14 protein-coding genes are annotated in these 20,403 nt (G+C 41.3%); 8 read left to right on the top strand and 6 right to left on the bottom strand.

The window, feature by feature from the left end:
- Positions 1 to 12: 12 nt before the first annotated feature.
- From cpsG to gndA, 8 genes are all read left to right on the top strand, one after another.
- Positions 13 to 1,398: a phosphomannomutase CpsG gene (gene cpsG, locus AC1MDE_RS07575; protein WP_058962024.1), complete on the top strand. Its 1,386-nt coding sequence runs from the start codon at positions 13 to 15 to the stop codon at positions 1,396 to 1,398.
- 1 nt (position 1,399) lies between these two features.
- A complete protein-coding gene (locus AC1MDE_RS07570; RefSeq protein ID WP_058962045.1) occupies positions 1,400 to 2,185 on the top strand; it encodes an ABC transporter permease in 786 nt (261 codons plus the stop codon).
- The gene (locus AC1MDE_RS07565; protein ID WP_480344445.1) at positions 2,185 to 3,405 is read left to right on the top strand and encodes an ABC transporter ATP-binding protein; all 1,221 of its coding nucleotides are present in this window, start codon (positions 2,185 to 2,187) and stop codon (positions 3,403 to 3,405) included. The genes AC1MDE_RS07570 and AC1MDE_RS07565 overlap by 1 nt, the downstream gene beginning before the upstream one ends.
- Complete coding sequence (locus tag AC1MDE_RS07560; protein ID WP_058962025.1) at positions 3,398 to 4,624, top strand: class I SAM-dependent methyltransferase; 1,227 nt, start codon at positions 3,398 to 3,400, stop codon at positions 4,622 to 4,624. Before AC1MDE_RS07565 ends, AC1MDE_RS07560 begins: the two co-directional genes overlap by 8 nt.
- The gene (locus AC1MDE_RS07555; protein ID WP_480344444.1) at positions 4,624 to 8,274 is read left to right on the top strand and encodes a glycosyltransferase; all 3,651 of its coding nucleotides are present in this window, start codon (positions 4,624 to 4,626) and stop codon (positions 8,272 to 8,274) included. The genes AC1MDE_RS07560 and AC1MDE_RS07555 overlap by 1 nt, the downstream gene beginning before the upstream one ends.
- Positions 8,275 to 8,316: 42 nt before the next feature.
- Positions 8,317 to 9,453: a glycosyltransferase family 4 protein gene (locus AC1MDE_RS07550; protein ID WP_480344443.1), complete on the top strand. Its 1,137-nt coding sequence runs from the start codon at positions 8,317 to 8,319 to the stop codon at positions 9,451 to 9,453.
- A gap of 2 nt (positions 9,454 to 9,455) precedes the next feature.
- Complete coding sequence (locus tag AC1MDE_RS07545; RefSeq protein WP_286120026.1) at positions 9,456 to 10,568, top strand: glycosyltransferase family 4 protein; 1,113 nt, start codon at positions 9,456 to 9,458, stop codon at positions 10,566 to 10,568.
- Positions 10,569 to 10,706: 138 nt separating this feature from the next.
- Complete coding sequence (gndA, locus tag AC1MDE_RS07540; protein ID WP_058962028.1) at positions 10,707 to 12,116, top strand: NADP-dependent phosphogluconate dehydrogenase; 1,410 nt, start codon at positions 10,707 to 10,709, stop codon at positions 12,114 to 12,116.
- Positions 12,117 to 12,183: 67 nt separating this feature from the next.
- Here gndA and AC1MDE_RS07535 read toward each other — a convergent pair whose 3' ends face one another.
- The 6 genes from AC1MDE_RS07535 to AC1MDE_RS07510 form a co-directional block, all read right to left on the bottom strand.
- A complete protein-coding gene (locus AC1MDE_RS07535; protein ID WP_480344442.1) occupies positions 12,184 to 13,272 on the bottom strand; it encodes an acyltransferase family protein in 1,089 nt (362 codons plus the stop codon).
- A 172-nt stretch (positions 13,273 to 13,444) separates the two neighbouring features.
- On the bottom strand, positions 13,445 to 16,243 hold the full coding sequence (locus tag AC1MDE_RS07530; protein WP_480344441.1) for a hypothetical protein: 2,799 nt from the start codon (positions 16,241 to 16,243) through the stop codon (positions 13,445 to 13,447).
- Positions 16,236 to 17,114, bottom strand: a complete 879-nt coding sequence (locus tag AC1MDE_RS07525) for a lysylphosphatidylglycerol synthase domain-containing protein (protein WP_058962032.1) — start codon at positions 17,112 to 17,114, stop codon at positions 16,236 to 16,238. Before AC1MDE_RS07525 ends, AC1MDE_RS07530 begins: the two co-directional genes overlap by 8 nt.
- Positions 17,115 to 18,074 (bottom strand): glycosyltransferase family 2 protein, encoded by a 960-nt coding sequence (locus tag AC1MDE_RS07520; protein ID WP_058962047.1) that lies wholly within the window; start codon positions 18,072 to 18,074, stop codon positions 17,115 to 17,117.
- Between the two features lie 186 nt (positions 18,075 to 18,260).
- Positions 18,261 to 19,376 carry a succinylglutamate desuccinylase/aspartoacylase family protein gene (locus AC1MDE_RS07515; RefSeq protein ID WP_058962033.1) on the bottom strand — a complete coding sequence of 372 codons (1,116 nt, stop codon included), beginning with the start codon at positions 19,374 to 19,376 and terminating at the stop codon, positions 18,261 to 18,263.
- A 170-nt stretch (positions 19,377 to 19,546) separates the two neighbouring features.
- The gene (locus AC1MDE_RS07510; protein WP_058962048.1) at positions 19,547 to 20,344 is read right to left on the bottom strand and encodes an ABC transporter substrate-binding protein; all 798 of its coding nucleotides are present in this window, start codon (positions 20,342 to 20,344) and stop codon (positions 19,547 to 19,549) included.
- Positions 20,345 to 20,403 lie beyond the last annotated feature (59 nt).

Below are 20,403 nucleotides of genomic sequence, written 5' to 3'. Positions count from 1 at the left end.
TAATAAGAACTAATGGAAGCACTGACTTGTTTCAAAGCCTACGATATCCGTGGTGAGCTGGGCAAAGAACTCAATGTAGATATCGCTTATCGTATTGGCCGTGCATTTGGCGAATTTATTAAACCGAAAACGATTGTCGTTGGAGGTGATGTTCGCCTGACCAGTGAACCGTTAAAGATGGCGCTAGCCAATGGTCTGCAGGATGCCGGTACAGATGTGCTGGATATTGGTATGAGTGGTACAGAAGAAATCTATTTCGCGACTTTCCATTTGGGCATTGATGGGGGCATTGAAGTCACAGCTAGCCATAATCCAATGAATTATAATGGCATGAAACTTGTACGTGAGGGTGCGCGCCCTATCAGTGGTGACTCGGGATTGCGTGACGTGCAGCGCCTTGCTGAAGAGAACAACTTTTCCGCCGTCAATGAAGCGCAGCGTGGTAGCTATAAGCAGATTTCAATTTTAGATGCCTATGTCGATCATCTGATGGGATACATCGATTTAGCAAATTTTAAAAAGCCAATGAAATTAGTTATCAACTCCGGCAATGGCGCGGCGGGTCATGTTATTGATGAAATTGAAAAACGCTTCCAGCTAGCGAATACGCCGGTCAGTTTCATTAAGGTGCATCACCAGGCTGACGGTAACTTCCCAAATGGTATCCCTAATCCTTTACTGCCTGAATGCCGTAAAGATACGTCTGATGCAGTAAGAGCGCACAATGCAGATATGGGGATCGCTTTTGACGGTGATTTCGATCGCTGCTTCTTGTTCGATGAAAATGCCGAGTTTATAGAAGGTTACTACATTGTGGGCCTGCTGGCTGAAGCGTTCCTGAAAAAAGAGCAGGGCGCCAAAATCATCCATGATCCACGGTTGACCTGGAACACCATTGATGTGGTGACTAAAGCAGGTGGCATCCCTGTAATGTCCAAGACTGGACATGCGTTTATTAAAGAGCGTATGCGTGAGGAAGATGCGGTATACGGTGGCGAAATGAGTGCGCACCACTATTTCCGCGATTTTGCCTATTGCGATAGCGGGATGATTCCATGGCTTTTAGTTGCTGAACTGTTACAAACCAATATGACCAGCCTTCAAGCTTTGGTCAAAGAGAGAATGGTTAAGTTTCCTGCTTCCGGTGAAATTAATCGCAAAGTTTCTGACGCTGCTAGACTTATTAAACTAATCGAAGAGAAATACTGTGCAGATGCTCTACAGATTAACAAAACAGATGGACTGAGTATGTCATTTGAGGATTGGCGATTTAATTTGAGAACGTCAAATACTGAGCCATTAATGCGATTAAACGTAGAGAGTCGCCAGAATTCTGATCTCATGATGAAGAAAACATCAGATATATTATCTTTCCTGGATAAGGGTGATTATGCCTGATATGTTGAAATCCTTATATCAATATCGCGGTTTTATTATTAGTAGCATCAAGCGAGATTTTCAATCTCGTTATCAAACAAGTATGCTAGGAGCACTATGGTTGGTGCTTCAACCCCTTGCGATGATTTTAGTTTATACATTGGTTTTTTCTCAAGTCATGAAAGCCAGAATGCCTGATAATACAGGCTCATTTGCATACAGCATTTATCTGTGTTCCGGTGTATTAACTTGGGGGCTGTTCACCGAGATTTTAGATAAAAGTCAGGGTGTTTTCATTAATAATGCCAATCTGATAAAAAAACTTAGTTTTCCTAAAATCTGTCTGCCGTTCATTGTTGTTGTATCTGCCGTGCTCAATTTTTTGATAATATTTTCACTCTTTATAATATTCCTGGTGTTTACCGGGAATTTTCCTGGGTGGTTAATTCTATCGATGATCCCAGTTATCTTGTTGCAAATTGCATTTGCGACTGGGTTGGGGATGATATTTGGCGTTATGAACGTGTTTTTCAGAGATGTAGGGCAGTTCGTGGGGGTATTATTACAATTCTGGTTCTGGTTCACTCCGATCGTCTATGTATTAAACTCCCTGCCTCAATGGGCACATAAAATTCTTATGTATAATCCAGTCGCGCGCCTGATGCAGGCTTATCAGGGGATATTTGCCTACCATAAAATACCAGATTGGAATTCACTGATTCCGGTTTTGATTTTAAGTACTATTTTTTGTGCTTACGGATTTATCTTATTTAGAAGGCACTCGGCTGAAATGGTGGATGAACTCTGATGACACATATCTTGGTTTCGGGCGTCGGAAAAGCATACAAAATTTACCAGCGAAAAGTTCATCGATTGTTGGAATGGATGATCCCGGGTATTCAACCGCAACACTCTCTTAAATGGATTTTGAAAGATATTAATTTTGAAATCAATGAGGGTGAAGCTGTGGGTATCATTGGTATCAATGGTGCAGGAAAAAGCACGTTATTAAAATTAATTACTGGCACAGCTAAGCCAACTACAGGAAATATTGATATTTCAGGTCGGGTTGCAGCGATGCTGGAGCTGGGTATGGGATTTCATGCCGATTTCACTGGCCGGCAAAATGTCTATATGTCAGGTCAATTATTAGGTTTATCTGTTGAGCAAATTAATCAATTAATGCCCGAAATTGAGACATTTGCAGAGATTGATGAATATATTGACCAGCCTGTACGAGTTTATTCTAGTGGTATGCAGGTAAGACTGGCTTTCAGCGTAGCAACGGCTATACGACCAGACATCCTGATCATCGATGAAGCGTTGTCAGTAGGAGATGCTTATTTTCAACACAAAAGTTTCGAACGCATTCGCGAATTCCGAAGAAAAGGGACAACGTTGCTTCTTGTCTCACACGACAAGCAGGCTATCCAGAGCATTTGCGATCGTGCCATCCTATTAAACCAGGGTGAGGTGGCCATGGAGGGGGAACCCGAGGCTGTAATGGATTTCTATAATGCGCTACTAGCAGATAAAGAAAAAAAATCCATTAAGTTAAGCAATAGCGATGGAAAGTTAGCGACGCTTTCAGGTACGGGAGAAGCGCGTATCAGTCGTATAGCGCTTCTGAATCAAGATAATGAGTCGATTGAAACATTGCAGGTCGGGCAAGCCGTTTCATTAAATATTCAAGCTGAAGTACACGACGATATCGATGAGTTAGTCGTGGGGTATGTTATTAAAGATCGCTTGGGGCAGCCTGTATTCGGTACCAACACTCATCACATGAAAAAAGTATTGAGTAGGGTTGCAGCTGGAAAAAAACTTGAATATACCTTTAGTTTTGCAGCCAATTTAGGCGTTGGATCTTATTCAATTGCAGTCGCTTTACACTCATCAGATACACATGTTGCTCGAAACTATGAATGGCGTGACCTTGCTTTAGTTTTCACTGTTGTGAACAGCGGTAAACCATCCTTTATAGGCGTAACCTGGATGCCACCCCAATTGGAGATTAAAGGTGAGTAATAATTTTTACCGTGCATTTGAAGACAAACATCGTGGTAGCGTTTCCGATATACGTCAAAGATTGACAGTATACTTGCCGTTAATCTCCAAACTTAATGCGTACTTTCCCGATGCTGGCATCATTGATATTGGCTGTGGACGTGGAGAGTGGTTAAAATTACTGCGTGATAACAATATTCAAGCAGTAGGTGTCGATCTTGATGAAGGAATGCTTGCTGAAGCACGTAAAGATGGTCTCACCGTTGAATTAGGCGATTGTATTAATTTTCTGAAGATGCAAAATAGCGATAGTGCTATTGCAATTACGGGCTTTCATATTGTTGAGCATCTTCCGTTTGAAATTGTTCATACGCTGGTATTAGAAGCTCTTCGCGTATTAAAACCCGGTGGTCTTCTGATACTTGAAACGCCAAATCCAGAAAACATAAGTGTCGGTAGTTGTTCGTTCTACATGGATCCTACCCACCAAAACCCTCTCCCTCCCGAGCTTTTGAAGTTTCTGCCTGACTATTATGGGTTTGAAAGAACACGTATCGTCAGACTGCAAGAAAGTGTCCGAGTCATGGATAGCACATCTGAACTTACACTGACGGAAGTGTTGAAGGGTGTCAGTCCGGATTACAGTTGTGTCTCTCAAAAGGCAGGCTCCCAGGAATTAAACACCGAATTTAATGAGTTTTTTGTTAAAAAAATTGGTGTCACTCTTGATGAACTTGCTGACCGCTATGATATATCAATCAGAGATAGGCTTGATGAGCACGCTAAAGAGATTGAAATTGTCCGTGCTGAACTTGGCAGCATCGTCAATTCTAATAAAGATTTAGAACAACGATTGGCCGCCATTTATGCCAGTAACTCTTGGCGAATAACTGCTCCGTTGCGTCGTGTGATAGATTTAACTAAACGTACAAACAATGCTCGTAAAAAAGGGCTCAAATATTTAACTAAAGCTTTTACTCGTAAAATATTTCAACGGCTCGTCATTTTAGCTGGTAAATATCCCACGGCGAGGTCTGGTTCGTTATATTTGATGCGCAAATTCGGAGTCTATTCCTTACTAAGGAAAATTTACTTTAAATCCTTGAACGGAAGTGATTTTTCTCACGATTTTAATCATTCAATATCCACAACCCATGTTCATAATTTGACAAATAGGGCGAAGGAGATCTATGAAGATCTTCAACATGATGAAGTAAAGCATCACAAAGGTAATAAATAATGAAAATTTTAATTGATTTACAGGGCGCGCAAACAGAAAGCAGATTCAGAGGGATAGGGCGCTATTCATTATCTATTACTAAAGGTTTACTTCGGAATAACAAACACCATGACTTCTTTGTGCTTCTGAATGGAAACTTTGAACATACTATTCAGGGCATCAAAAATGCCTTAGAAGGGCTGTTACCAGAAAAGAACATTGTGGTATGCCAACTACCGGCCCCTCTCCGTGCCTGTGATGAGGGGAATGAGTGGAGGCAGAGTGCGGCTGCGATTATTCGCGAGGAAATGATCCGTACACTTTCAGTTGATTGGGTTTTCATAACTAGTCTATTTGAAGGTCATATTGATGACGCTACGGTCACTATCAAAAAATTGCAAAGCAAAACCAAAGTAGCGGTACTCCATCACGATCTCATTCCTCTGGTCAATGAAAAAACCTACTTACAAGACGTCCATTTTCGCCAATACTACATGAATAAAATTGAGTATTTGAAAGTGGCAGACCTTATTCTTACGAATTCAGATTATACAGCTCAAGAAACCCAAAAATATCTTCCTGACACTTCAGCTAAGGTTGTCTCTATCTCTTCTGCAACCGAGGATGAGTGGTACGATAAAGAAATAGTGGATATTAATATTGAAGAAGTTAAAGATAAGTTCTCAATACAAAAAGACATCATTCTTTATGCCCCAGGTGGGTTTGATAAGCGGAAGAATTTTGAAAGGCTAATTGTTGCCTTCTCCGAAATTGAGCCAGAATTACGGTTTAATAAACAATTAGTGATTATCAGTAAGGTTAATGCAGCTGATCGCAACTATCTACAATCTATTGTAAAGAAATCAAGTCTTTCAAAAAATGATGTGATATTAACCGGATATGTCAGTGATGATGAACTGATTCTTCTTTATCGCCACTGTTTCCTATTTGTTTTCGCGTCTGAGCATGAGGGCTTTGGACTTCCTATTCTGGAAGCAATGAGATGTGGCGCGCCAACTATTGGTTCAAATGTAACAAGCATTCCCGAAGTTATTGGACTGGAAGCGGCACTCTTCGATCCATTCTCAGTGAGTTCAATTACCAGTAAAATTCGCGAAGTCATTGTCAATGAACCGTTCCGTCATTCACTAAAAAATCATGCACTGAACCAAGCACATAAATTTTCCTGGGACATTTCTGCTCAGCGTGCGCTTGCTGCCTTCGAACACTATGAGCCGGAAATTGTTGTTGAGGATGAAAGTGCCCTAGAAACCGTATCTGCAATCGATGACATAAAAAAAATCAGTACAAAAACCAGACCCTCTCAGCAAGATTTATTGCGCGTTGCCGAAGCGCTAGACCGAAATATTAAGCGGGTTGAACTGAATCATGTCTTATCAAAATCGTTGGAGTGGCAGGTCGATGGCCCATTTGACTCCTCTTATAGTCTCGCTTTAGTCAATCGTGAATTTGCCCGTGGTCTCGCTCGAAAGGGCCTAGAGGTGATTTTGCATTCAACTGAAGGTCCAGGCGATTTTTCGCCAAATCCTTCCTTTATGCAAAAAGCTGACAATGCTGATTTGCTAGCGTGGAATGATAAAGCAGGCAAAGTGATGACTGAATCAGTTTCTATCCAGTCACGTAACATCTATCCGCCACGGGTGTCTGGACTTAATTCTAAGGTCAAACTTTTACACTGTTATGCATGGGAGGAGACGGGATATCCATTCGAGTGGATTCAGAGTTTTAATCAAGAACTCGATGGTGTTCTCTGTACTTCACATCATGTTAAAAAGATTCTGATTGATAATGGCCTACGCTTGCCTGCATTCGTAACTGCGAATGGTTGTGATCACTGGGAAAGTGTCAATGCCGAGCACTACTTGCTCGAAACCACCAAAACCTTCCGTTTCTTACATGTGTCTTCATGCTTTCCGCGCAAAGGGGCGGAAGCCATGCTTGAAGCTTACGGTCAAGCATTCAGCTTTGAAGATGATGTTACGTTAGTCATTAAGACGTTTGATAACCCACATAATACAATTTCTGAAAGCTTGGCAGCATGCCAGCAAAAGCGATCTGACTTCCCTCACGTGATAATTATTAAAGAGGATCTCGACGAGGGTAGCCTCAAAAGTATCTATGAGCAATGTGATGTTCTCGTCGCTCCAAGTTGTGCAGAGGGTTTTGGGTTGCCAATTGCGGAAGCCATGTTGAGTGGAATGCCTGCAATAGTTACAGATTGGAGTGGGCAAAGGGATTTTTGTGATTCAACGAATAGCTGGTTAGTGGATTACCACTATGCCCATGCAAAAACTCATTTTGGTCTTTATTCTTCAGCATGGGTCAATATCGATATTGATGACCTGGCGAAGAAGATGAAACTTGCAGCGCTAACGTCAAGTGAGTTGCGAAGTAAAATGGCCGAAAATGGTCGCCAAAAGATTCTCTCTCGCTTTACATGGTCAGCTGTGGCAGAGCGTTCTGTCTCTGCTATTTATATTCTTGAGGCTAAACATTGGGAATGTAATCAGTCAGCAAAAACAGGCTGGATAACAACCTGGAACACCAAATGCGGCATAGCGACCTACTCACAGCATCTGATTGATAACATGCCTGGGGTTGAACCTATTATATTTTCCCCTAATGGACAAGAGCTTCTGGATACCAAGAAAGACTTTAGTATCAGAAGTTGGAATATTGGGAAAGAAAGTAATAACTTCCATACCGTCATTAAGTATATTGAACAAGCCGGCCTTAACACCATCATCATCCAGTTTAACTATGGATTCTTCAATCATGCTGAGCTGTCAGAGCTAATTTACACTTTAAAGCAACGTAATATCGTTGTCGTGATGACACTGCATTCAACAGTTGATCCCGTGAAGGAACCAGAAGAGAATTTCAAATTGGTCCATATGCTTGATGCCCTAAAATGCTGTGACCGACTGTTAGTGCATTCCTTCGCCGATCTAAATCGTTTGAAGACTCTTGGTTTGGAAAATAACGTTGCACTTTTCCCTCATGGCGTATTGCGTAACGAGTCATTTTCTTCAAAAACGCAAACTGCTAAAAATTTGCAGGTTATCGCCAGTTATGGTTTCTGTTTACCTCATAAGGGTCTGCTTGAAATTGTACAAGCGGTAAAATTATTAAAAGATAAAAATCGTCCAGTTAAATTAAAGTTAGTTAACGCTGAATTCCCTGTTGGAGAATCACGGGATTTGATTAGTGACTTGAAGAAGTACGTCAGCGAAAATAATATTGGCGATCTGGTTGAATTCCATAACAGCTTCTTAGCTGACAGCGAAAGCCTGAAATTATTGTCAGAAGCTGACCTGCTTCTCTTTGCCTATCAAAACACCGGGGAGTCTGCCAGTGGGGCGGTCCGATACGGGATGGCGACAAACAAACCTGTGATGGTAACGCCTATTCCAATCTTTGACGATCTTGGCGATGCAGTATTTAAGTTTAGTGGATTCAGCGCCGAACAGATTGCGGAAGACATTAGCGCAAAGCTTGAAGAAATCAAAGATAAGAGCCCGAAATGGCAAGCGGTTACAAAAGCAGCAAATAGCTGGCGTAACCAGCATGATTATCGTGTTGTAGGCATGCGACTTGATAATCTCTGTAATGGGCTGGTCAGAAATAGAGCAATCAAAGATTGGTATTAATCATACAATGAGCCATAGTGATATAGCTCCCTTGAGGAATTTATGAAGGTTATTCTCTCTGTAGAACCAATCAAATATCCCTTAACTGGCATTGGTCGTTATACATACGAATTAGCAAGAGCCATAGAAAAAACCGATGAAATTGAACATCTTCTATACTTTGATGGAAAAAAAATCGTTCAAACTATACCAGATGAAAATTCATCTATAACCGTATCGCACGGGCTGAAAAATATTCTAAAAAACAGTACTGCTGCAATAAAAATTTATCAAACACTTTCGCCAAAAATAAAAAAACGAGTGTTATCTCGTTATAGTGACTATATCTACCATGGGCCCAATTTTTTTTTGCCAGAGCACAAGGCTAAAAAAATAAGTACATTTCATGATTTGAGTCCATTCAAGTACCCCGACTATTTTGAGCCCAAAAGGTGTAGGTACACTCAACAAGAAATTTTGAAAGGACTCGAACGTAGTGATTTTATCATCACTGTTTCGGATTACATTAAAAAAGAACTAAGTGAACATTTCGATTTTCCAAGTGAAAAAATCAAAACGACACATTTGGCAGCATCTGATAATTTCTATCCCCGAGATGAGTTACAAACATTACCGGTATTAAAAAAATACAAATTAAATTATCAAGGCTACTCGCTTTTTATCGGCACTATTGAGCCGAGAAAAAACATAATATCTCTGATAGATGCTTATGAATCCATGCCAACTGAGCTCAGGCTTGCTTTTCCACTCGTCATCAGTGGATTCAAAGGATGGAGAAACGAGCAAATTCTTTTAAGAATTGAAAAAGCACAACGTGAGGGATGGTTGATCTACCTTGGATACATTCCTAATTCAGATATCCCATTGCTATACAGTGCAGCTAAAGTTTTTTGCTTCCCCAGTAATTATGAAGGATTTGGATTGCCTGTTTTAGAGGCTCTGCAATCTGGAGTGCCGGTGGTATGCTCAAATAATTCTTCACTGCCTGAAGTCGCCGGTGAACATTCGTTATTTCATGATGCCGGTGATGTTGAGGGTATACGTAGTCAGCTCGAAATTGCCCTGTGCTCTGATGATCTCAGAAAACATGTAATCGAGCAGGGAATCACTCATGCCAAACGTTTCAGTTGGGAAAAATGTGCCCAGAAAACAATGAAAGTTTATAAAGAATTAAATTAGTTATGATAAAAGTTCTCCATTTTTATAAAACTTATTATCCCGATACTTTCGGTGGCATTGAACAGGTTATATTTCAACTCGCCGAAGGGTCGAAAAATAGCGAGATTGAAACTACTGTTCTCTCTTTGACCCCGGGAGATACAGATCTCAATGCAACAATAGCCTCTCATAAAGCTTTCAGAATTCATGCGGAATTCTCGTTAGCATCAAGTCCATTTTCACTTCGAGCACTATCATTATTTAAAAAACTCGCCAATGAAGCTGATATCATTCACTACCACTTTCCATGGCCATTTATGGATGTTTTGCACTTTATCTGCAAGATAAACAAGCCAACGGTGGTAAGCTATCATTCTGATATTGTTAGGCAAAAGAATTTACTGAAAATCTACACCCCTTTGATGCATAAGTTTATGTCATCAGTGGACAAAATAGTTGCTACTTCACCGAATTATGTAGAAACAAGCCCAACATTAAAAAAATATATTGATAAGGTTGACGTAATTCCTATAGGAATTAACCAAGCGGGATATGAATTACCCGATCCCGCGGCTCTAGATTCGTGGCGTGCCAGGCTACCCGAGCGTTTTTTTCTTTTTGTTGGCACACTTCGATATTATAAAGGGTTACATATATTATTAGAGGCTAATAAGAAAAAGGATTACCCAATTGTCATTGTGGGCTCCGGACCAATTCAAGATGAATTGAAATTGCAAGTCGATGCATTGGGGCTCCAGAATATAATTTTCCTGGGTGCGTTAGATGACGTTGATAAAATAGCTTTATTACATCTCAGCTATGCAATGGTTTTTCCATCGCACTTGAGGTCAGAGGCATTTGGGATATCTCTGCTTGAAGGGGCGATGTTTAGCAAGCCTTTAATCTCAAGCGAGATAGGTACCGGGACTTCATGGATTAACATCCATCAAGAGACAGGGATTGTTGTTCCTCCTTCTGACCCAGAAGCGTTAGCCATAGCCTTAGAAACATTGTGGGAAAACCCGGCATTGGCAACAACTTACGGGGATAGGGCTTATAAACGTTACCGGGAACATTTTACCGGTGAAAAAATGGTCTCCGCTTACCAATGTTTATATAAATCATTGATAAAATAGTATATTTGTCGGTGTGTGCAATTAATGAAATTAGCATCAATCACTACCCGAAGATGTCTATAGTGAGTTAACATAATTTCCACCTTTGTTCACCAGCAGAATGTGTCTGGTGATGAGACCTTCAGACAGGAGTAGATAATGTCCAAGCAACAAATCGGTGTGGTTGGTATGGCAGTGATGGGACGTAATCTGGCTTTAAACATCGAGAGCCGTGGTTACACTGTTTCTATCTTCAACCGTTCACGTGAAAAGACTGATGAAGTCATCGCAGAAAATCAGGGCAAGAAACTCGCGCCATTTTACACCGTAGAAGAGTTTGTTGAATCACTAGAAAAACCACGCCGCATTTTGCTAATGGTTCAAGCCGGTGAAGCTACCGACAAAACTATCGCTTCCCTGACACCGCATCTGGACAAGGGCGATATCCTTATTGATGGCGGTAACACTTTCTATAAAGACACTATTCGTCGTAATAAAGAACTCTCTGATCAAGGCTTTAACTTCATTGGCACTGGCGTTTCAGGTGGTGAAGAAGGTGCGTTAAAAGGTCCTTCAATCATGCCTGGCGGACAAAAAGAAGCTTATGAGTTGGTTGCCCCGATTTTCGATAAAATTGCTGCGCGCGCAGAAGATGGCGAGGCTTGCGTTGCCTATATTGGACCAAATGGCGCAGGCCACTATGTTAAGATGGTCCACAATGGTATTGAATATGGCGACATGCAACTGATTGCTGAAGCCTACGCATTACTTAAAGGTGCGCTGGGTCTGAACAACGAAGCTCTTGCGCGCACCTTTACTGAATGGAACAACGGTGAGCTGAGCAGCTACTTAATCGATATCACCAAAGATATCTTCACGAAGAAAGATGATGAAGGTAAGTACCTTGTAGATGTGATTTTGGATGAGGCGGCCAACAAAGGCACAGGTAAGTGGACGAGTCAGAGCTCCCTTGATCTTGGTGAACCTCTCTCGTTGATCACTGAGTCAGTGTTTGCGCGTTATCTATCTTCCCTGAAATCTCAACGTGTTGCTGCTTCTAAGGTCCTGACGGGGCCTAAAGCCCAGGAATTTACGGGAGATAAAGCTGAATTTGTAGAAAAAGTGCGTCGCGCGTTGTATTTGGGCAAAATTGTTTCCTATGCACAGGGCTTCTCACAGTTAAGGGCAGCATCTGAGGAGAACAACTGGGACCTGCATTATGGTGAGATTGCTAAAATCTTCCGTGCGGGCTGCATCATTCGTGCCCAGTTCCTTCAGAAAATCACTGATGCTTATGCAAACAATACGGCAATTGCTAACCTTCTGCTTGACCCGTATTTCAAAAATATCGCTGATGAGTACCAGCAAGCACTGCGTGATGTCGTTTCTTACGCTATCCAAAACGGTATTCCGACACCAACCTTCTCAGCAGCTATCGCTTACTACGACAGCTATCGCTCTGAAGTTCTGCCAGCGAACTTGATTCAAGCTCAACGTGACTACTTCGGTGCGCACACTTACAAGCGTACTGATAAAGAAGGTGTATTCCATACTGAGTGGCTGGATTAATTACTATTAGATACAAACGACATAGGGAATATAAGGCTTAATGCTTAGCATTAAGCCTTTTTTTATTTTAAACATCATTGATACTTATGTTTTTTTTAAATTTTTTCGCTTTATTTAATGCTAGCTTGCCCACCCTTAGCATAGGTTTTTCAATGACATGGTGTAATATCCACGCAAGTACAATCGAGGTTAATAAAATCACTAAAAATTTAAGTGGCGAGTTTTTTCCATAGAATGGTACATGGTCGTGGTATTTCATCAAAATCTGCATGGTGATGGCATGAACAAGATAGAGAGAGTATGAAATATCACCAAAAAACGTAAGAATTCTACTTTCTTTTAAGCCATGATTCTTCTCAAATAGTAACGCGGCAACGATGAGTAGTATTGCCCAGCTACCAAATCCGTACAACCCTACAGCAAAACGGAAAGTGGTAAAGTAGCAGGTAAGGAAAGATAAAAGTAATATTAATGAAACTGATTTATAATATTTAAAACCTTCAAAGTAATCCATTATTTTAAATAAAAGCATACCAACTACAAACTCAAACATCATGGGTGATGCGAAAAAATTCAATGGAGTTATATTGGTATCTTGCAGATGCATGTTGCCATTTAAACTAATGCCAGCATTGAAATATAATTGTAGTATTGAAGCTGGAATGATAAGTAAGGCCGATGTTATTAAAATTCTTTTCGGGTGACTAATTCCCATGGCTAAAGCAAAAACGAAATAAAAATACATTTCGTAACTTAATGACCATGCTGGGAAAAGCACGTTGTATCCGAAAAATGGTGCTGCTTTGCTATAATCGCGATTAATAAAAAAGTAAGATCGTAAAATTTCTTCAGACGAGTACACAGGGTTAATAAATATATATATTGTAATTGCGACAATTAATATCGGGTAGATTCTAAAAAGTCGCTTTAAAGTGAAGTTTAGAAGATTGTTCTCTGTGTTTTCTTTTGTTGAGTACGCAATGATAAAGCCACTTATGATAAAAAACAGATCTACCCCAAAAGCACCACCTTTGAATAGATACTCAAAGATATCTTGGTTTCCTGAAGCTTCATATCCACTGGTTTTGTTATGATATGCAACCACAAGTAGGGCAGCAATTCCTCGTAAATAGTGTATGGAGACTATTTTATTCATTGTAAAGCAACCTTTAATTTAAGCTAACAAAGATCTTTAAATGTTATTTTTCCGATCTATCAATCGGAAATATCATAAATGTGGCTAATGATTTTTTTCTAAATAGATTTTAATTTTTTCTTGATGCTCCACGTGGAGTGGAGCATCACACCAAGGTTTTTATTTTTTGGATTTATTTTTCAATGTCTATTTCTTTCAACGCCATCCCCAACGTTCTTGAGTCATTACTTAGACCTGCCTCAAAAGGGGATTCAGCAGAGTCAGCATGAAAATCAATTTTGGAAAAATTTGATTTCATGGGCGATATCAACAACTTCTGCTGTCCTGAGTCTGTTATTGTAATACTTCGATCTATCTGTTCACCTGACCAATTAATATAATGTACAGTCAGTTTTGCAGGTTTTTCAATGCTTGCATTAAACATACTAAAGGTAATGGCGAGTTTACACACTTGCTGGATACATGATTTATCTGCTGGCAAAAGTAATGAAAAATCTCTTCCTGACCAAACATGGTCATCTTCGATATCATTCCATTGACCGGATAAAATAGCTTTTACCTTGGGATCGTTAGATGTTACAAGAATAGGGTAATTTACTGGCGCTAATGATTTTTCTATTTTTGTTATTTCATTTTTCCGTGACTCATCATCCACAAGTTTTATTTCACTTACTGCCATACCTAATATGCGGTTATCATCACTAATACCTAGTTTACGAGGTGAAGTAGCCTGCGGAACGCTAAATTCGATACGCTGGGTATTTTTAGCAGATAATGGAATGATAATATCATTCATCGTGTTATCTAAAATTGTTACCGATTTGTGCATTAACCCTTTTGCTGTTTGAGTGCTAATTTCCATGACATATGGATTTTTAACACTGGCTGAGAAGGCCTTCATGGTGAAACTAACTTCACATTTTTCGCGATTACATTTATCAGGAACCGGTAAAGTTATTCCGAAGTCTTTGCCAGTCCATACCTGATCGCTTTCAAGGTTATGCCATATTCCATCCATTAAGAATGTCACATTTGAATGCTCAGAATTGAGAATGAGCGGATATTCATATGTTTGGATATGGTTTGATAAATACTTTTCCCGCACTGCATCATCTTGATAAGTATTGTTCAGTCTAATTATTGTAAATAAATCATCATTGGAAACAATTAGGTTTGGATGTTCAGATAATAATTTAACTAAAGGCCGGTAATGTTCGCGATAATAATTAGGGCACTGAGAATCGGCAGGATAATCATCAATGCTTAAATCATTGCTGTCATCAGATGCTTGATTATCATGTGGCATTGCTTTACATGGCCAGACATGCGCGCTCCATAGCATATCTATGTAAGGAATAATAACAGCATCAACTTCGTCTTTGAGTAGCATGTTTTCAATTGTATTAACGCGTCGGTCATCAGATAATTCGTTAAAGTTTCGAATTTCCAACGGCCAATAATGTTTGGCTTCTTCCAGATTTTTATCACCACCAATGTTGAAAGCTTTAATGTTTGCCATCGGAGCGACGTAATTAATCAGGAAGTCATTGCCAATAGGCAGAAAGACAACTCTTTCTCCATCGGAAGTTTTATTTGCAATCTTTGAAATTAATTCATTATTAATATTATCAAACATTGCTTTGTAAGACTTTTTAGAGCTCAAGGTTGAGTTTACATTTGGTAAGTTTAGAGCAATTAAAATTATACATGATAGGAAAATGAAGTTTTTATTCTTCTTATCAGTGCCTGCGTAGATGACCAAAAGAAGCCAGAGGCACGCCAGGCTTAATGCAAGCCAGCGATATGTTGCTCTCATTGCATTAAACCCAGGTAATTTGCTCAGAACTGCATTACCCGTGGGTATAACAGCACTTGATGCGGGCATGTCAGTTATTGCTATTGCTTGCTCTTCACGACTGTTGGTTCGGGTACTGTCGAATTTAACCGAAGGGCCCATTGCCATATAAAAGGAAAGTAAAGTAACTAACAGCAGTGGAATGGCATATTTACTTTGCGTTTTGACCTTAAAGAATGAATAAATTCCTACCAATATTAATGGTAAGCTGAAAGTTGTAATCCAAACTGATGAATCACCAAAAAATAATTTTTCGGAACGGCCTGTTGAATAACCGATCAGATCTAAAATCCAGTTTTTTCCCATTGTAGGGAATATTAAGAAACTTAAGTCTAACCCCCAACTTCGGAAATAATCTTCACTTGATGGCGTAAAGTTACTTTTCCCGATAAAACTAATGTAGAGGAGATATGAAACTAAAAAACAACTTAGATGCAAGAAAAACTTTGTAGTTGATGATTTCCACTCGGAATTACTTTTTAATATTGAACTCAATAGTATCAGGCTGGCTGCGCATGCGAACATAACAAACGTATAACCATCCATAAATACGGAGATGATTGTTAACAGTAGGTAGAGGGTTGAAAGGAGAATGACTTTTTTGGTTTTTATTATTTCTACTTCAGCCAGACATATTGCCGCATAGATATAAGTCGGCAATAATGCAATTCCCAGGGCTAGCATGCTATAGCCTAGATGTTGGGATACAATCGGCATTGAAAACCATACTGCAACAAGTATTGGTTGGGTGGGCTTGGGTACATTAAACTTTATAGTAAATTTAATGCATCCTACAAAAGCCACAGCGAGCCAGAAAATGTTCATCATTGAATAGGCATCAGATACTTCGAAACCCATGCGAATGAAAAGGGACTGGACCCAGGCGCCACTTAAACCAAAGGCGATAGCTGCCGGATGTGGGTAACCTATATCCCGTGCGAAGAAATCCAGAATGAATGAATTATGGGATAGAGATTTAGCAAAGCCACTGGTCCAAACTGCTTGACCTAAAGTTGGAATTGACAGGAATGGAATTGAGCCATAAAAGCAGTTAATACAAATAAACACAAATATTGCATAGGGTAAATAAATTATTTTTTTGTTATACTTAAGCATTATTTATACTCCTGCTTTTCTTTATATATCCACATATCAGCGCGATGACATAGAAGATAAAATCTCCAGAAACCGTCATTACTCTCCCCAGCAAAACAGTCAGTAGCAAATCCTCATTGCTTATGGCATCTTTAAAAAGGTATAAAAGAATGACTTCTCGGATGCCTACACCTGCTGGTGCCCCGGGTGTAATTAATCCAATAAGCCATGCCAGGATATATGCACCGACAACCTCATGGCCTTGTAAGTTTCCGATAGGGAAGTTAAGAATTTTAAGTAGAAGTAAAAAAGATACTCCTGATATTAACGTGAACGCCAGGTTTATGAATGCAGCTTTCGCCAATTGAATACTGGTAAAATGTTTTAACAATGTCAGGTATATTGCGATAAATATGATAGTCGCGATAATGGCTGATGCAGGGGTAAAAAACGGCGTCAAAATAGTAATCATCAACGTTGACAGAATAGCGCCACCTAAACAGAGTAAAACTAACTCCCAAAACGTAGATTTAACAAGAGCCTTTGCGTTAATCTTATTTGCCATGCCAAGCGCCTGGCGACCCGCAAACTGGAATACGTTGCCTGGCAGATATTTGGCTAGTTGTGAAACGCCATAAATCGAGACGCTATCAAGCGTCTTTATTGTTACATGACAGTGCTTTAGATTGTATTTCCATGAAATAGCGTTGAGCAGACACAGGATGCCATATGCTAATGTTAGTAAAATAAACAAACACCATTTTTCAATGGGTATCAGGTTAAAGCTAATATTCGCGCTGTATGTGTGAAGTTTTATACCTAAGAACAAAACTCCACACAACGCTAACAAGCTTCCTATTTTATTAAGATGTTTTTTGATAAAAGATATCATTTACTGATTATCTTCATCTTTAGAATTGTAGAATTGAACGTTAGTTTTATAGCGAATGTCTTCTAGTAATTTTCTATTCGCTGCTAACAGATCGGCAATAAAGGCTATGAGTATTGTTTGGAAACCCATTCCGAGTAAAACGGCGGCGAGAATTAATGACTGAATATGACCACTGCCGTTTCCATTAAAATAGAAGTAGAGGAATCTTGCACTGATAATGAACCCCAGTGAAAATAGCAGAGTGCCCATTATTCCAAAAAATCTGAACGGACGGTAAATGATAAAAATTCTAAAAATGGTAGCAATGCTTCTTTTAACGTAAGAAGTAATGCTCTTTACCAATCTCGATGGTCGAAGATCATCATTAACGCCTACTGGTACAGAGACTATTGCTATATTTTGCTGGCCGGCCTGGATAATGGTTTCCAGTGTATAAGTGTAAGCGCTAAACACCACTAAACGCTGTGCTACATTGCGTGTTATTGCGCGAAAACCGCTTGGCGCATCAGGGATATTCGTTTTGCTCGCCATGCGAACAACAGTACTTCCGAGTTTTTGCAAGAATTTTTTTATGGGTGAGAAATGTTCAATAGCTTGAATCGGTCGTTCACCTATGACAAATTCAGCATCACCAGAAAGAATAGGTTTAACTAAATTGGGTATATCAGCGGCATTATACTGATTATCAGCATCGGTATTGATAATCACATCGGCGCCTGCCTTCAAGCATGCATCCAGACCCGTCATGAATGCTTTCGCAAGGCCCTGATTATGCGTGTGTTTTATTATGTGGTCTACTCCGCACGCTTTTGCAACTTCAACGGTGTCATCTTTACTGCCATCATCTATGATTAACCATTCTGTTTTGTCGAAGCCTTCAACATGTCTTGGAAGCTCTGCTAAAGCCACCGCTAAAGTTTCAGCTTCATTAAAGCAAGGTATCTGAATTATGAGTTTCAATTTAGTGTCCAACGTAAATAAAACGCCTTTTATAAAGGTGATATGTAATGTGTGTCAACCTTCTTTTACGTGTAATCTTTACAATTGACATAAAGATTTTATTCTTAAAAATTTTTGAAATACATTAGAAAATTGATGTCAATAATGATTGTTGCTGCGAGTAATTAATGCTCTCCTGAATGTACATCAAACCACCAGCAACTCTCCCTCTCTGCCCGCATTTTCACCCGCCAACCGCACCACCAGCATCCCAGCCGTAGCAAACTTCATCAGGTTCCTTGCATACAGCACCCCACCAAACTCTGCCACCAGCGGCGTCACCTGGTCGGTAATCGGGTCCACAATCTCCGCTACCACTTCACCCGGCTTGATCCACTCACCCAACTCACGGCGATTCAACAGCATTCCAGAATGCGGTGCATGGATATACTCACAACCTGCCAGCGGTGTCGCAGGATTGATCAGAGCAGGGGACTCACCCACGTCACCCGCAATGTAGCCACCTTCAATCAGCGCGTTAATAATCGCATCCGCATCCTTCTCAGCTTGTCCAGGCGACACATCCGCCACACCACGTAATTCGAGCGTCACCGGTAACAAACCCCGTGGCATCGGATACTCACCACCAAACCGCTCGGCCAACGTTAACCACGGCTCGCAGCAGGCTTCATCAAACGGCTCGCCACCAGAGATTTGGGCCAGAAGCTGTACTTCGCTACCTAACCAACGCGCTAAAGGCTCGATATCCTGCCACGCATGCGGGGTCGTGTAGAGATGCGGCAATGCGTCCCAGTCGCAGTGCAGATCAATCATCAAATCTGCCTGGCTGGCCATACGCATTAGCGTGAAGCGCTGCGCATCCAGTTCGGTACGAGCAACGCGGTCTCGATAGTGGCGATCAATGGCATCACGGATCAACCGTTTGTTCTCATATTCACTCTGTGTCAACGAACCGGCCAACTCTTCAGCCAGGGTATCGCCTAATGCCGGGAAACGGCGATTGAAATCCTGACCTGAAAGCGTATGGAATCGACCCAAATGGCTGCCGTGCCAGTGTTGCCCCATCGCCAGCGGATTTGCCACCGGCACCAGCGTAATTTTGGATTTGAGCTGCCCGGCCGATTCCAGCGCCAGCAGCTTGTGTTTCAGATACCACGCCACCGCCATACCCGGCAGTTCATCACCGTGCAGTGCCGCCTGAATGTAGACGCGCTGCTGGGAATCGGTACCGAAATGGAAGCTGACGATTTCGCGCTGTGTACCGAGGGAAGCACTTAGCAGAGGATGATGTTGTTGTTGCATGACGAGGTCGATGTCCTGTATCTACGGCACGTTGAACGTCGTGCCTGATTAATTTTATTGATTGGAATTATAGTGCTGCTGTGAGAATGAGCGGAAATGAAGCCGCTAAATTTGCGCTCGCTCATGTTAGCGGCGCGAATAGGGCGGCCTTGAGACCGCCTCTACATTGATTACTGCTGGATCGAGATGTCGGTGGCGAAGTACTTCTTCTGAATCTTATCGAAGGTGCCGTTTTTCTTGATTTCAGCAAAGGCGTTATCAAGGGCTGTTTTCAGCACTTCATCCCCTTTACGCAAACCAATCGCCGTACCTGGACCGATAATCGGATCTTCAACAATCGGGCCAGCCAGCTCGAAATCTTTGCCCTGTGGGTGTTTCAGGAAGCCGTTTGCTGCCTGAGCGGCATCGGTAAATACCACATCCAGACGACCAGAGATCAAATCACTTTCAACCTGCGCCTGATCGCCGTAAGGCACCACGTTCACGCCGTGTGGCTGCCATTTTGCCAGTGCATAGCGCTCCTGCACGGTTCCCTGCTCAACGCCAACTGTTTTGCCTTTCAGCGATTCAGCCGTTGGCAGCAGGCCAGAGCCTTTGCGTGCAATCAATTGGGTGTGCGTATCATAGAGCGGAACGGTGAAGTCGATCTGTTTCAGACGCTCTTCAGTGATACCCATATCCGACAGGATGGCATCGAACTTGCGGGCTTTCAGCGCCGGGATCATGCCATCGAACTGGCTCTCTACCCACACACATTTGGTTTGCATCTGCTCGCACAGCGCATTGCCAAGGTCGATATCAAAACCAACCAGCTTGCCCTGTGGGGTCTTGGATTCGAAAGGAGGATAGGTTGGATCAACCGCGAAGCGTACTTGTTCAATCTTTGCCTGTGCGCCAAATGCGCAACCTGCCAGCACAGCCAGCGCCAGCGTCTGACGCAGGCGGGCAGTAAATCGAGAACTTGCCATAATATCGGTCTTCTTTTTCGTGATGTGGAATAACGCAGAGTACCGATCACTGTCCGCCA

This window comes from Pantoea folii (assembly GCF_056678875.1).
This window is presented reverse-complemented; position numbering and strand designations above follow the sequence as displayed.